General features: G+C 29.1%; 13 protein-coding genes and 2 other annotated features. All 13 genes read left to right on the forward strand.

Going from position 1 to position 14,783, the window contains the following annotated elements; genetic code table 11:
* Position 1: 1 nt before the first annotated feature.
* The 13 genes from I4U66_RS03755 to trpS all read left to right on the forward strand — a co-directional run bounded on the left by I4U66_RS03755 (position 2) and on the right by trpS (position 14,720).
* Positions 2 to 703, forward strand: coding sequence for a YggS family pyridoxal phosphate-dependent enzyme (locus I4U66_RS03755; RefSeq protein WP_092924238.1), 702 nt, complete (start codon positions 2 to 4; stop codon positions 701 to 703).
* A gap of 47 nt (positions 704 to 750) precedes the next feature.
* Positions 751 to 1,203, forward strand: a complete 453-nt coding sequence (locus I4U66_RS03760; protein WP_092924241.1) for a cell division protein SepF — start codon at positions 751 to 753, stop codon at positions 1,201 to 1,203.
* Between the two features lie 25 nt (positions 1,204 to 1,228).
* Positions 1,229 to 1,489 carry a YggT family protein gene (locus I4U66_RS03765; protein WP_092924243.1) on the forward strand — a complete coding sequence of 87 codons (261 nt, stop codon included), beginning with the start codon at positions 1,229 to 1,231 and terminating at the stop codon, positions 1,487 to 1,489.
* 12 nt (positions 1,490 to 1,501) lie between these two features.
* Positions 1,502 to 2,287: a YlmH family RNA-binding protein gene (locus tag I4U66_RS03770; protein WP_092924246.1), complete on the forward strand. Its 786-nt coding sequence runs from the start codon at positions 1,502 to 1,504 to the stop codon at positions 2,285 to 2,287.
* A gap of 13 nt (positions 2,288 to 2,300) precedes the next feature.
* Complete coding sequence (locus tag I4U66_RS03775; RefSeq protein WP_092924250.1) at positions 2,301 to 2,828, forward strand: DivIVA domain-containing protein; 528 nt, start codon at positions 2,301 to 2,303, stop codon at positions 2,826 to 2,828.
* Positions 2,829 to 2,898: 70 nt separating this feature from the next.
* Positions 2,899 to 3,132, forward strand: a binding site (T-box leader).
* 104 nt (positions 3,133 to 3,236) lie between these two features.
* Positions 3,237 to 6,344 (forward strand): isoleucine--tRNA ligase, encoded by a 3,108-nt coding sequence (gene ileS / locus I4U66_RS03780; protein ID WP_092924253.1) that lies wholly within the window; start codon positions 3,237 to 3,239, stop codon positions 6,342 to 6,344.
* A 399-nt stretch (positions 6,345 to 6,743) separates the two neighbouring features.
* Positions 6,744 to 8,432 (forward strand): AbgT family transporter, encoded by a 1,689-nt coding sequence (locus I4U66_RS03785; RefSeq protein ID WP_195581373.1) that lies wholly within the window; start codon positions 6,744 to 6,746, stop codon positions 8,430 to 8,432.
* A gap of 528 nt (positions 8,433 to 8,960) precedes the next feature.
* On the forward strand, positions 8,961 to 9,989 hold the full coding sequence (locus I4U66_RS03790; RefSeq protein ID WP_195581372.1) for an ABC transporter substrate-binding protein: 1,029 nt from the start codon (positions 8,961 to 8,963) through the stop codon (positions 9,987 to 9,989).
* Positions 9,989 to 11,071 (forward strand): FecCD family ABC transporter permease, encoded by a 1,083-nt coding sequence (locus I4U66_RS03795; RefSeq protein WP_092924262.1) that lies wholly within the window; start codon positions 9,989 to 9,991, stop codon positions 11,069 to 11,071. The genes I4U66_RS03790 and I4U66_RS03795 overlap by 1 nt, the downstream gene beginning before the upstream one ends.
* Before the next feature lie 2 nt (positions 11,072 to 11,073).
* On the forward strand, positions 11,074 to 11,943 hold the full coding sequence (locus I4U66_RS03800; protein ID WP_207741705.1) for an ABC transporter ATP-binding protein: 870 nt from the start codon (positions 11,074 to 11,076) through the stop codon (positions 11,941 to 11,943).
* Positions 11,944 to 12,156: 213 nt separating this feature from the next.
* Positions 12,157 to 12,336 carry a hypothetical protein gene (locus I4U66_RS03805; protein WP_092924268.1) on the forward strand — a complete coding sequence of 60 codons (180 nt, stop codon included), beginning with the start codon at positions 12,157 to 12,159 and terminating at the stop codon, positions 12,334 to 12,336.
* 377 nt (positions 12,337 to 12,713) lie between these two features.
* Positions 12,714 to 12,938 (forward strand) — a binding site (T-box leader).
* Between the two features lie 57 nt (positions 12,939 to 12,995).
* Positions 12,996 to 13,694, forward strand: a complete 699-nt coding sequence (locus I4U66_RS03810; RefSeq protein ID WP_092924271.1) for a 5'-methylthioadenosine/adenosylhomocysteine nucleosidase — start codon at positions 12,996 to 12,998, stop codon at positions 13,692 to 13,694.
* Between the two features lie 15 nt (positions 13,695 to 13,709).
* The gene (trpS, locus tag I4U66_RS03815; protein WP_195928507.1) at positions 13,710 to 14,720 is read left to right on the forward strand and encodes a tryptophan--tRNA ligase; all 1,011 of its coding nucleotides are present in this window, start codon (positions 13,710 to 13,712) and stop codon (positions 14,718 to 14,720) included.
* Positions 14,721 to 14,783 lie beyond the last annotated feature (63 nt).

The following is a 14,783-nucleotide window of genomic DNA, read 5'->3' on the forward strand; positions in this document are numbered from 1 at the left end:
AGTGTCAAGCGTAAAAGAAAATTTAGATATGGTAAGAGAAAAAATTAAAAATAGTTGTAATGTTTCTAATAGAAAAGTTGATGAAGTAACTTTATTAGCAGTAACTAAGACTGTAGATGTAGATAAGGTTTTAGAAGCTATAGAAAATGGAGTTAAAGATGTTGGAGAAAATAAGCCACAAGAATTAGCTAGAAAGTATGAAGTTATAGGCGATAAAGTAAATTGGCATTTAATAGGAAGTTTACAAACTAATAAGGTAAAGTATATAATAGATAAGGTTTATATGATACACTCTTTAGATAGAATAGCTTTATGTGAAGAAATACAAAAAAGGGCAGAAAAAATAGATAAGACTATAAATTGTTTAGTACAAATAAATATATCAAAAGAAGAAAGCAAGCATGGTATATATAAAGAAGGTGCTATAGATTTTATAAAAGAAGTAGCAAATAATTATAATAATATAAAAATTAAAGGTCTTATGACTATGGCGCCTTTTACAGAAAATAAAGATGAAGTTAGAAAAGTATTTAGAGGATTAAAGGAATTAGCTGTAGAAATTGATAAGTTAAATATAAACAATGTTTCTATGGAATATTTATCTATGGGAATGAGCAATGATTATGAAATAGCAATAGAGGAAGGGTCTAATATAGTTAGAGTTGGAACCTCTATATTTGGAGCCAGAAATTACGATAAGTAGATTATATGAATTTAAAATTTGATTAATAAATAAGGAGGAAGTCAATAATGGGAGATAATATGATAACTAAGTTTAAAAATTGGTTTATAGAGGAAGATGAAGATTATATCGAAGAAGAAGAAATAATTGAAGATGAATTAGACATGGAACCAGAAATTGGAACAGCTATAAAAAACACTAACATAGTAAAGTTACATACTAATACTCAAATGAAGGTTGTAATAGTAGAACCTAAAAAATACGATGAAGTTACAACTATAGCAGACCACTTAAAGAGTAAGAGAACAGTAATAGTTAACTTAGAAAATTTAAAAGATCCAGTTGCTAAGAAGTCTATATTTGACTTTATGAATGGAGCTGTATATGTTTTAGAGGGAAGTATACAAAAAGTATCTAAGGCTATATTTATACTTGCACCAAATAATGTAGATATAGATGCAAATCTGAAAAAGGAATTAGAAAATAGTAAGACACTTTTCCCTTGGCAAAATAATAAATAAAATATAAAAGTAAAGGGGTTAAATAATGAGTACTATAGGATTGGCTTTATATTATCTATTTGATATATTATCTTGGATAATAATTATAAAGAGTTTAATGTCTTGGTTTCCAAATGGGATGGGAAGTAAGTTATATGACATATTAAATAATATAACAGCACCAATAGAAGGTCCTATAAGGTCTATAATGTATAAGTATAATAGTGGGCCAGTAGATTTTTCACCAATGATAGCAATATTAGTATTAATGTTACTAAAGAGGGTGGCACTAATCGTGTTCTATTAAGAGGAGATAATAGTGGACAAGCTAAAATTAACTAATCATATTAAGGATATAGAATTAAAAAATAAAATGTTTAAGGTTATAGATAAAGCTAATGCCACAATGAAAAATTATGATGTGAGACAAACAGAATTTTTAAACCCTTATGAAATAAAAAATGCTACTGCTATTTTGAATTCTTATAGTGATTTAAAATATTCTGTTGATGGTGGACATAAAGACGCTGAAAGAAGTAAAATATTTATATATCCATTTTATATGGAGTATGAAGATATAAATGATAACCTTAAATTTATACAAGTAGAAGGTAATTTTAAGTTTAAAAGTATATCACATAAGGACTATTTAGGGTCTCTTATGGGTCTTGGTATAAAAAGAGAGATGATAGGAGATATTATCATACATGATAGCTTTTGCCAAATAATTGTAAGTTGTGATATATGTGATTTTATAATTATGAACTTACAAAAAGTATCGACAAATAGTGTTTCAGTGTATGAAATATCAAGAGAAGATATAATAGAAAGCTCATTAAATTATAAAGATATATCATTTACAGTATCATCAAGTAGGCTAGATTGTATTATAAGTGGATTATATAATATATCAAGACAAGAAAGTTTAAAATACATAAATGCAGAAAGAGTTTTTGTTAATTATGAAAAGATAACATCTGCATCTAAAGAAATAGAAAATAATTCACTAATATCAGTTAGAGGTAAAGGTAGGGCGGTAATATCTAAAATAGGAGATATTACTAAAAAAGGCAGAATAAAAGTTTGTGCTAAGTTAATAATATAGGAGGGAGAAAAGCATGCTTACTCCAATAGAAATAGAAAATAAGGAATTTAAAAAAGGAATAAGAGGATACAGAGAAGAAGAGGTCGATGAATTTTTAGATGCAGTTAAGGAAGATTATGAACATCTATACAGAGAAAATTCAGATCTTAAAGAAAAAGTAAGATTATATCAAGATCAAATAAACAAATATGAAAATATAGAAGAAACATTAAAAGCTACACTTATAAGAGCTGAAAGTGTTGCAGAAGATACTTGTACTGCTGCAAATAAAAAAGCTAAGATAATAGTGGAAGAAGCTGATTTAAAAGCAAGACAAATAATTGAACAAGCTAATAATCAAGTAATAGAAATAAGAAAAGAATATAATGAAATGGTAAAAGAGTTTAAAGTATTTAGAAATAAATTTAAATCTTTACTAGAAGACGAAATAAGAAGTATAGATGAAATATTCTATAATGTTGATGATAATGATATGAGAGCTTTTGAGACAACATTATTTGATATGCCAATAGAAAAAGAGGCAGCAGCTACATTAGATTAATATAAAATAAAAAGTAATTGACTATTTTAACGATTTGTTATAAAATCTCATATTATAAACAAAAATATAAATAAAAGCTATGATGGAGACAGTAAGCTTTAGATAATTTTACAGAGAGTTGGGTTGCTGAGAACCAATAAATTTATAAAGTGGAAAATCACTCCGAAGCTGCAGGCTGAAAAAGTATTTGATTAAGCTGTGCCGGTAAAGTGCCGTTATACTATTTAAGTGCTATATATAAGTAAAGTGTATTTTATTTATGTATAGAATTAGGGTGGTAACGCGATTAATACTCGTCCCTTGTTTTAGGGGGACGAGTTTTTTAATACAAAAAATTAAAATGTAAATTAGTTAGGTTTAAATATTCTAACAAAATTTAGATAACAATTAATATGAAAGGGTGATACTATGTCAAAGTTTAAGTCATTAGTTGACTCTTCTGTAAAGCAAGCAGAAGCAGAAGTTTCTAAGTATTGGAATGATATAAACATACTTGAGAAAACTTTAGAAAAAGGGAAAAATGATCCAAGTTTCGTATTCTATGAAGGTCCTCCAACAGCGAATGGAAACCCAGGAATACACCATGTTATAGCCAGAACATTAAAAGACTCTGTTTGTAGATACCAAACTATGAATGGAAAACAAGTAAAAAGAAAAGCTGGTTGGGATACACATGGTCTACCTGTTGAAATACAAGTAGAAAAGGAATTAGGTTTATCTGATAAGCAAGAAATAGAAGCTTACGGAATAGATAAGTTTAATCAAAAGTGTAGAGAGTCTGTTTTCACTTATGAAAAACAGTGGAGAGATATGACTGAGAGAATGGCATATGAAATAGACTTAGACAATCCATATATAACTTTAGATAACAACTATATAGAATCTGTATGGTGGATATTAAACAAGTTTAACAAAGAAGGATATGTATATGAAGGGCATAAGATACTTCCATACTGTCCAAGATGTGGAACTGGTCTTGCATCTCATGAGGTTGCACAAGGATATAAAGAAATAAAAAATAATACAGTAATAGCTAAGTTTAAAAGAAAAGATGCTGATGAATACTTCTTAGCATGGACAACTACACCTTGGACATTACCATCAAACGTTGCATTAACAGTAGGTCCTGAAATAGATTATATAAAAGTTAAGCAAAATGATGAAGTTTATTATGTGGCTAAAGCTTTAGCTAACAAGGTTTTAGGAGAAGACTACGAAGTATTAGAAGAAATGAAAGGTAAAGATTTAGAGTATATAGAGTATGAACAATTAATGCCTTTTGTTGAAGCTGATAAAAAAGCATTCTTCTTAACTTGCGGAGACTACGTTACAACTGAAGATGGTACAGGTATAGTACATACTGCACCAGCATTTGGTGAAGATGACTATAACTTAGGTAGAAAGTATGATTTACCAGTACTTCAACCAGTATCTGAAGCAGGTAAATTTACAACTACTCCATGGGAAGGAAAATTCGTTATGGAAGATGGAGTAGATGTTGAAATAATAAAATGGTTACACGGTGAAAATAAATTATTTAGCAAAGAAAAAGTAGCTCATAATTATCCTCACTGCTGGAGATGTCAAACTCCACTTTTATACTACGCTAAGCCAAGCTGGTATATAGAAATGACAAAATTAAAAGACCAATTAATAGCTAACAATAAGACAGTTGAATGGTATCCAAACTTCGTTGGTGAAGGTAGATTTGGAAACTGGTTAGAAAACTTAAATGACTGGGCTATATCAAGAAGTAGATATTGGGGTACTCCACTTAATATATGGAAGTGTGAATGCGGACATAGAGATTCTGTAGGTTCAAGAGAAGAATTAGCTCAAAAAGCTATAGAAGAAGTAGATCCTAAAACAGTAGAACTTCACAGACCATATGTTGATAATATACATCTAAAATGTGAGTGCTGTGGTAAGCCTATGACAAGAGTAACAGATGTTATAGACTGTTGGTTTGACAGTGGTTCGATGCCATTTGCTCAACATCATTACCCATTTGAAAACAAGGAAAACTTTGAAGAATTATTCCCAGCAGATTTCATCTGTGAAGGTATAGACCAAACTAGAGGATGGTTCTATTCATTACTTGCTATATCAACATTTGTTATGGGTAAAGCTCCATACAAGAGAGTTTTAGTTAATGACCTTGTTTTAGATAAAGAAGGTAAGAAGATGAGTAAGTCTAGAGGAAATACAGTAAATCCATTTGAATTATTTGATCAATATGGAGCAGATGCCTTAAGATGGTACTTATTATACGTATCTCCACCATGGACTCCAACAAGATTTGATGTTGATGGATTAAAAGAAGTTCAAAGCAAGTTCTTAGGAACTATGAAAAATGTATATAACTTCTTTGCTTTATATGCAAATACTGATAATATAAATCCAACTGACTTCTTTGTAGAATACAAAGATAGACCAGAATTAGATAGATGGATATTATCTAAATTCAACAATTTAAAGAAAGAAGTAGAAGAAAACTTAGATATATTTGAATTAAATAAAACAGTTAGAACTATCCAAGAGTTTATAAACGAAGATTTATCTAACTGGTATATAAGACGTTCAAGAAGAAGATTCTGGGCGACTGAATTAACTGAAGATAAAAAATCAGTTTACAACACAACTTATGAAATATTAACAGAGCTTTGTAAGCTTATAGCTCCATTTACTCCATATATATCAGAAGAAATATACAGAAACTTAACTAATGAAGTTTCAGTACATTTAAGTACGTATCCAAAAGCTAATTTAGATTTAATAAACAATGAATTAGAAGAGAAGATGGACTTAGTTAAAAACCTAGTTACATTAGGTAGAGCATCAAGAGAAGCTACAAGAATAAAGGTACGTCAACCAATACAAAAAGTATTAGTAGATGGTAAGTTTGAAGCTACTATAAGTGACGTTGTAGACTTAATAAAAGAAGAACTTAACGTTAAAGAAGTTGTATTTGCAAAAGATTTATCTGAATATATGAACTTTAGCTTAAAACCAAACTTTAAAGTTTTAGGACCAATACTTGGTGCTAACATGAAGTTCTTTGCTGGTGCATTGAATAAATTAAATCCAAATGAAGTTGTTCCTATGTTAGAAAATGGTGAAAGTTTTGCTGTTGATATAAATGGAGAAAACTTTGAGTTTAACAAAGAACATGTTTTAATAAACATATCAGCTAAAGAAGGATTTAATGTAACTATGGAAAACAACTTATTCGTTATATTAGATACAACATTAACAACACAGTTAATAGAAGAAGGATATGCAAGAGAATTTATATCTAAGATACAACAAATAAGAAAATCTAATAACTTTGATGTTTTAGATAACATAGTTATAGAATTTAATTCAGATGATGAAATAGCTAAAGCTGTAGAAAATTATGATGAATATATAAAATCAGAAACATTAGCTGTAGAAATAAATAGAGTAGAAGACGAAACTTTAGAAAGTCATAATTTAAATGATCATATGACTGGAATAAAAGTTATAAAGAAATAATTTAAAAAGTACCTCAAGATGAAGTATTTCATCTTGAGGTACTTTTTTTGTAAAATTTAATTAAAAGTTTTTTAGAAGTTAGTTAGATTAAAAATATTATTAAATTTAAGATATAAAATTATATTGAAAATGGTTTAATAATGTAGATATAAAAATATATACTAGGTAAGAAAAATTTAAAAGATATACAAAAAAACATTAAAAATGAAATTAAGTTAGAAAAAAACACTAAAAGCTGCTTTAAAAGTTAAAGTATAAATCATTAAAAAAATTTTAAAATAAAATGAAAATAAGAGAATAGATTAATAAATTAGAAGTTTCAGAAAAATTATGAAATCGTTGTCGTGATGTGTTAGAATAAGTTAAGTAATCATGGAATATAAAATAGGGAGGGAAAGTATGGATGTAAGTGTAAAATCGCAAAAGAAACAAAAACAAGGCTTCATGGACAAAATAGAGAAGCTTGGTAACAAATTACCACACCCAGTGCTAATGTTTATATACATAGCAGCATTTGTTTTAGTTTTATCAGCAATACTAGGAAGTTTAGGGGTAGTAGCTAAAACTCCTTTAGGTGATTTCCCAATAAACAATTTATTAGGGCAAAAACCAATAGAGGTGTTAAAAGTAGGGGCAACAGGAACAGAAGTAGCAGAAAGATATTCAAATGGTCTTTCTTATGTTATAGGAACTGCAATAGCTAATTTTATGAACATGTATGCAATAGGTACTATACTTATAATAATGTTAGCAATAGGACTTATGGAACAAAGTGGATACTTAACAATGGCAATGAAAAGTATAGTTCAAGCTACGCCTATGAAATTAGTTACTCCAGTTGTAATATTCTTAGGGGTTATGTCTAATATGGCATCAGATGCAGGGTATGTTGTATTAATACCACTTGCTGCATTAATGTATTATACATTAGGAAGAAATCCTATAGCAGGTCTTGCAGCAGGATTTGCAGGGGTTTCTGGAGGATTTAGTGCAAACTTATTTGTTAGTTCAACAGATGCATTATTATTACCATTTACTCAAGCAGCAGCTGAGACTGGTGATGCTATGGCAGGTACTCAATTAGCAGGAACTTTATCAGTTACAAGTAACTGGTTCTTCATGATGGCATCTACATTCTTAATAATATTAATAGGAACTATAGTTGTAGATAAGTATATTGAGCCAAGATTAGGTAAATATAATAAAGCAGAGGCTGAAGTTGAGCCAGAACATGAAATAACTCAAGCAGAAAAAAGTGCTTATAAATTTACAAATAAAATAATGTTATTATTATTTGCGTTAATAATATTAACAGCTTTACCAATAGATAAAAATAACACTATACCTTTAGTAGGTGACTTATCAACTACAGTAGAGTTATGGGGTAAAGATGCAGAAGGGAATGCAGCTTTAGTTGCAGCAGATGGATTCTTAAACTCTATATTCTTTAAAGGTGATATGGTTATAATGATAATGTTCGTTATATTCGCTGTAAGTGGATTAGTATACGGATTTAAGTCAGGTAAGTTTAAAAAAGCAGCGGATATAGTGCCAGCAATGGTTAGAGCGATGGCAGATATGGCTCCAATAATAGTTATATTATTCTTCGTTGCTCAATTTATTAATTACTTTAATGACTCTCACTTAGGAGTGTATGTTGCATCATTAGGAGCTAATTTAGTTTCTAAAATACCAGAAGGAAGTATGTTTATGAATATCGTGTTAATGGTTGCATTTATATTCTTAACTGCATTTGTTAACTTATTCATGGGAGGAGCTTCATCTAAGTGGGGACTTCTTGCTCCAATATTTGTTCCAATGTTAATGGTTGCTGGATTCACTCCAGCAGGTGTTCAGTTAATATACCGTATAGGTGACTCTTCAACAAATGTAATATCTCCATTAATGAGCTATTTAGGGGTTATAGTAGTATTTGGTCAAAAATATAAGAAAGAATTTGGTGTAGGTAACCTAATAAGTACAATGATGCCAATAGCTATAGCATTCTTAATAGGATGGACTATATTTGCTATAATATGGGCTTTAGCAGGAGCACCTATAGGACCAGGAACAGCAATATTTATATAAAGGGTTTAAAATTATAATATTTTATAGAAAGGGGTAAAATTAGGTTATACTTAAATTTACCTCTTTCTTATATTTACTTAAAGTTTTTAGGTTGATTAATTATAAAAAATTATAAAATACTAAATATATAAATTAAAAATTGAATTAAAATAAATATTTTAATCGAATATAAAAGATAAAAACAATGTAAAAATATATAAAAAAAACTAAATAATAATAAAAAGATGTATAAAACTAAATTTTCTGAAAAATAATATTGTGTTTACGTTAAAAAAAATAGAATATATAATTAAACTGTAAGATAAGTTAAAAGAGGTACAGAAGTACCTATTCTATTATAAGGATACAAAACATTAGATATAAAAAATTAAATAACTGATAAAAATAAAGCCATGAAGGTTTAAATTACAAAGATTTATTTGATATATCTTTGTAAAAACTCATGGCTTTTTGTAATGTAATTAGTAAATTTATGTTAAATTAAACAATAGTGTTTATATAAAAAATATACTTAGGGGGAAAATAAAAATGATAAAAAGCAAAAGTTTAAAAAGATTTTTAGCAGTATTAATGGTAGCAGGAATAAGTTTAAGTGTAGTAGGATGTTCGTCAGATAAAAAAGAAACTAGTCAAACGCCAGAAACACAAGTAGCAGAAAGCAATTTCACACCAGTAGAATTTACATACTCAGATGGAGCGAAAGATTATAATGTCAAAGTAGAAAAACCAAGGCAAAAGGCAGTTACATTATCTCAATTTATGACAGAGATGTTACTTGCATTAGACTTAGGAGATAAAATGGTAGGAACAGCACTTTTAGATAATCCAATACTTCCAGAGTTTGAAGAAGCTTATAATAAAATACCAGAACTTAAAGTTGGAGAAGGACACTCTATATCTAAAGAAGGGTTTATAGCAACAGGTGCAGACTTTGTTAGTGGATGGGATTCATCTATAAATGAACAAACAACAGGATCACCAGATGAGTTAATAAAAAAAGATATAACTCCATTTATGGCAAAATCATATAATCCAGATGCAACAGTAGAAACTGTATATGAAGACTTTGAATTATTAGGAAAAATATTTGGAGTAGAAAATAAAGCAAATGAAGTAGTAAATAAAATGAAAAGTGATATAAAAGCTGTAACTGATAAAGTTGGAGATATAAAAGAAGAAGATAAAGTAAAAATGATGGTATATGATTCTGGTGAAAAGGATGCTATGGTAGTAGGAAGTGGTCTTGCAAATAACTTAATAGAATTAGCTGGTGGAAATAACATATTTGGAAAAGATGCAGATAAACCATACATAAATGTTTCTTGGGAAAGTATAGTGGCTAAAAACCCAGAAGTTATATTAGTAACTGATTTCTTAGCTGGTCAACCAGTTAAGGAAAAAATAGATTTCTTAAAGAATCATCCAGCACTTAAAGATGTACCTGCAATAAAGAATGATAGAATATATGTAGTAGGATTAGCTGATTTATCTCCAGGTGTTAGAAATCCTAAGCTTATAGAAGAAATGTATGGATATTTCTTTGAAGGAAACAAATAATGCAAGTTAGTATAGAAAACTCAAGAAACCTTTCAAAAAAGAGAGGTTTCTTATTTTGGACTATAGCTTTAATAATATTATTAGCAGGTACAATAGTCGGAGCAATAGCTATAGGAAGTACATATATAGAACCTGGAGAGGTATATAAAATTTTATTAAACAAATTATCAAATGGAATGTTATTTAGTGGAGTTGGAGAAGTCATGACCCATAATATAATATGGGAAATTAGATTTCCACGAGTTTTATTAGGAGCAATATGTGGAGCTGGTCTTGCAATATGTGGAGTATTAATGCAATGTGTAACTAAAAACCCTATAGCAGAACCGTATATATTAGGAATATCATCTGGTGCATCATGTGGAGCTGTTGCTGTTATTGTTTTAGGAGGGGTGTCATCTATTGGAATAAATAGTATAACATCTGGTGCATTTGTAGGTTCTATTATTTCAGGAGTGTTAGTGTTTGCAATAGGCACGCAGATGGGAAAAACAACATCAACAACAAGATTAGTACTTACTGGTATGGCAATATCTACAATATTTTCAGCGCTTACTAATTTACTTATATATTCAGCAGATAACTCAAACCAAGCTAAAAATGCACTTTTCTGGACTGTTGGAAGTTTAGGAGGAGCTAAATGGGATGTTTTATTAATTCCATTTGTAGCACTAGTAATAGTAATGATAGTAGCTTTTTTAATGTCTAAGTCTTTGGATATATTATTACTTGGAGATGATAGCGCTATAATACTTGGTATAAATGTAAAACTTGTAAAATCAATAATACTTATATTAGCAACGTTTTTAACATCTACCTTAGTTGCGATAACAGGAGCTATTGGGTTTATAGGACTTGTTGTTCCTCATGTATGTAGAACAATAGCTGGCAGTGATCATAAAAAGTTAATAGTACTTTCTGCATTAGTAGGTTCAATATTTTTAATAGCATCAGATATTGCCGCGAGGGGGCTTTTCCCACCAATAGAAATACCAATAGGTATAATAACTTCGTTAGTCGGAGGACCGTTCTTCTTGTATTTAATATCTAAGAAAAACTATTCATTTGGAGGAAAAGAATAATCATGAAGATACAGGTTAAAAATTTAAGGTTTAGTATAGATAAAAAAGAAATATTAAAAGATGTATCTTTTAATGTTCCTAAAGGTTCCTTTGTAGGGGTAATAGGCCCAAATGGTTCTGGAAAATCTACATTACTTAAAAATATATATAGGCTTTATAAGCCATCTAGTGGAGAGATATTATTAGATAACAAAGATTTATATACTATGAAAGATAAAGAGTGTGCAAAAGAGATTGCAGTTCTTGCTCAAGAAAGTAGTTCACAGTTTGATTTTACAGTTGAGCAAATAGTGAAAATGGGTCGCTATCCATACAAATCTATATTTGAAGATTATTCGAAAGAAGATTTAAAAATGGTTGAAGATATGTTAAAAAAAGTTGGATTAGATAACTATAGTGAACGAAGTTTTTCTAATTTATCAGGTGGAGAAAAACAAAGGACTTTAATTGCGAGAGCATTAGTTCAAAATACTGATTTTTTAATATTAGATGAGCCTACAAACCATTTGGACATAGGGTATCAAATACAGCTTATGGACTTGGTGAAAAGCCTTAATATAACTACATTATCTGCAATACACGATATGAATATGGCATCTATGTATTGTGATTATTTAATCGTCATGAAAGATGGACAGATAACAAAATATGGGAAAGTGGAAGAAGTTATAACATCACAAATGTTAAAAGAAGTATTTGGTGTCAATGCATATGTAGGTATAAATCCTATAAATAATAAACTACAAGTATCATTTATGCATAGTCATGAACATGTAAACGGAGTAGGCCATGACCATGTTCACGAAGATGGATTTACAGGTAAGCATTCTCATTACCATAATCATTTAACAAATAAAATGGAGTTAGTTTAAGAAGAAGGTAAAAACCTTCTTTTTTTACATTCAAGGAAAGATACATGAAGTGTTTTGCCGACAAGTCGCTTAGGTAAAGCTAACTTTTTGTTTAAGAATGTATTATATTAATTTAAAATCTGTTCATAACTTATTAATTAAAACTATATTAAGGAGTTTAGAAAAAGGTAAAAATGGGTATAATTATAAATTATATAAATAGGAGTAATGAACATGGGAAGATTATTAGAATTAGATATGGAATCTGATGCATTAGAACTTGCCAGAAATTATTGCAGACAAGAGGGGCTTATACTCATAACTGAAGATATAAAAGATGGAAGTTTGATTGTAATGGACAAAAATTTTAATACAGTTAAAATTTTTATAAAAGATGGTGAGTGGAGCTTATAATGTTATAAACATAGTTAAGTATGATTTATATTTATAGAGAAATCTACCTTATTTAGGTAGATTTTTTTATGACAAGGTGAGCGTATATTTATCAGGTTAAAATAATCACAGTATTCAGGTGATGTACTTTGCTGGTAAGGGTGAATTAATTCCTCAGATTATAATTTGTGTAATAGAATTGCTTAGGTGCTTTGTTATGTCAGATGTATTAAAAAACTATAAAAATTAAAGATGAAAATGACTTGACAGTATAGAGATAATTCAAACTTATTATAATAAATTGAATAGAATAAATATATATACTAGATAATAATATTAATATATTATACAGTTGACAAAATAAGTTTTAATGAATATCATAGTTTATATATAAATATTTAAATCCATTGATAAGGATTAGTAATCAAAATATCTTTATAACAGAGAGTTAAGGATGCTGAGAGCTTAGCATAAAGTATTTGATGAATGGACCTTTGAGGAGTAAGGTGAAATACACTAGTAAACTAGCCGATATCGTGACTGCACGTTATAGCAGGTATAAGTGATATGCACTAGGTGTATATAATTTAGGTGGTACCGCGGAAAATATATCCGTCCTATTTATTTAGGACGGATTTTTTATTGCAAATTTATAGAAAAACAACTTAGGAGGAAATGTAATGAACAGAATAGGTATAATAGGTGCAATGGATGAAGAAGTAGATATATTAGTAGAATTAATGGATGTAAAAGAAAAAGTTGAAAAAGCCAGCTTAGTATTCTACAAAGGAAACTTAGAAAATAAAGATGTAGTAGTAGTAAGATGTGGAATAGGTAAAGTAAATGCTGCTTTATGTGCACAAATATTAATAAGTGAATTTGGTGTAGATGCAATAGTAAATACAGGTGTTGCAGGAGCATTAAATGCAGATTTAGATGTATATGATATAGTTATATCAACTGATGCTATACAATATGATTTTGATACAACAGTATTTGGAGACAAAAAAGGTGTAATACCAAGAATGGAAAATTCAACATTTGTTGCAGATGAGAGACTTGTAAATGCGGCGTTTGAATCATCAAAAGAAGAAACTAAAACTCATAAAGTAGTTAAAGGAAGAGTAGTAACAGGAGATAGATTCATAAGCTCTAGAGAATTAAAAGAAGAATTAGTTGAAGAGTTTGAAGCATTCTGTGGAGAAATGGAAGGGGCAGCTATAGCTCATGTTTGTGAGCTAAATAAAGTTCCATTTGTAATAATAAGAGCAATGTCTGATAGAGCTGACGGAAGTGCAGATGTTGTATATGACGAATTTGTTAAGGATGCAGCTCATAACTCTAAAGATATAGTACTTAATATGTTAAGATCAATATAATGAGGGGTGTTATTAATGAGCGAAAAGAAAATAATATTTAGTGGTGCTCAGCCATCTGGGAAAATGACTTTAGGAAATTATCTAGGAGCTATACAAAACTGGACAAAACTTCAAGATGAGTATGATTGTTTTTATAGTGTAGTTGATTTACATGCTATAACAGTTCCACAAGAGGCTAAAAATTTAAGAGCTAATACTATGGAATTACTTGCACAGTACTTAGCTTGTGGATTAGATCCAGAGAAAAATACGATATTCATACAATCTCATGTAAGTGCACATACTGAACTTATGTGGATATTAAATACGATGACTTATATGGGAGAGTTAAGTAGAATGACTCAATTTAAAGATAAGTCACAAAAAAGTGAAGCTAATTTAAATGCAGGATTATTTACTTATCCAGTATTAATGGCAGCAGATATACTTTTATATCAAACAGATTTAGTTCCAGTTGGAGAAGATCAAAAGCAACACCTAGAATTAGCTAGAGATTTAGCAACTAGATTTAACAATAGATATTCACCAACATTTAAAGTGCCTGATCCATATATACCAAAAGAAGTTGGTAGAGTAATGAGTTTACAAGAACCAACTAAAAAAATGAGTAAGTCTGATGAGAATGAGAATGCATTTATACTATTAGCTGATGATGCAGATACAATAAGAAGAAAGATAAAAAGAAGTGTTACAGATTCAGTAGGTATTATAAAATATACTGATGAACAACCAGGAATAAAAAATTTACTTGAAATATATTCAAAATTAGACAATAAATCAATAGAAGAACTAGTAAGTATGTATGAAGGTAAAGGTTATGGTGATTTTAAAGGTGATGTAGCTGAAGTTATAGTTGAATCTTTAAGACCTATAAGAGAAAGATATCTTGATTTATTAAATAACAAAGATTATTTAGAGAATGTTTATGCAATAGGTGCTGATAAAGCTGAAAGACATGCTAGAAAAACATTAAGAAAAGTATACAAAAAAGTAGGATTAATAGAAAGAAAATTCTTACCTAGATAATAATTTAAATTAAAGGATTATGTGTGAATTTAAATATATAAATTTATGCATAATCCTTTTCGT

It is taken from the genome of Romboutsia sp. D33t1_170424_H2 (assembly GCF_015669105.1).
Classification (GTDB): domain Bacteria; phylum Bacillota; class Clostridia; order Peptostreptococcales; family Peptostreptococcaceae; genus Romboutsia_C; species Romboutsia_C hominis.

What these genes read in the sequence shown, in the direction of transcription:
- I4U66_RS03805 (WP_092924268.1), top strand. Translation starts at nt 12,157, where the DNA reads ATGGGAAGATTATTAGAATTAGATATGGAATCTGATGCATTAGAACTT.
- I4U66_RS03790 (WP_195581372.1), top strand. Translation starts at nt 8,961, where the DNA reads ATGATAAAAAGCAAAAGTTTAAAAAGATTTTTAGCAGTATTAATGGTA.
- ileS (WP_092924253.1), top strand. Translation starts at nt 3,237, where the DNA reads ATGTCAAAGTTTAAGTCATTAGTTGACTCTTCTGTAAAGCAAGCAGAA.
- I4U66_RS03775 (WP_092924250.1), top strand. Translation starts at nt 2,301, where the DNA reads ATGCTTACTCCAATAGAAATAGAAAATAAGGAATTTAAAAAAGGAATA.
- trpS (WP_195928507.1), top strand. Translation starts at nt 13,710, where the DNA reads ATGAGCGAAAAGAAAATAATATTTAGTGGTGCTCAGCCATCTGGGAAA.
- I4U66_RS03810 (WP_092924271.1), top strand. Translation starts at nt 12,996, where the DNA reads ATGAACAGAATAGGTATAATAGGTGCAATGGATGAAGAAGTAGATATA.
- I4U66_RS03785 (WP_195581373.1), top strand. Translation starts at nt 6,744, where the DNA reads ATGGATGTAAGTGTAAAATCGCAAAAGAAACAAAAACAAGGCTTCATG.
- I4U66_RS03795 (WP_092924262.1), top strand. Translation starts at nt 9,989, where the DNA reads ATGCAAGTTAGTATAGAAAACTCAAGAAACCTTTCAAAAAAGAGAGGT.
- I4U66_RS03800 (WP_207741705.1), top strand. Translation starts at nt 11,074, where the DNA reads ATGAAGATACAGGTTAAAAATTTAAGGTTTAGTATAGATAAAAAAGAA.
- I4U66_RS03760 (WP_092924241.1), top strand. Translation starts at nt 751, where the DNA reads ATGGGAGATAATATGATAACTAAGTTTAAAAATTGGTTTATAGAGGAA.
- I4U66_RS03765 (WP_092924243.1), top strand. Translation starts at nt 1,229, where the DNA reads ATGAGTACTATAGGATTGGCTTTATATTATCTATTTGATATATTATCT.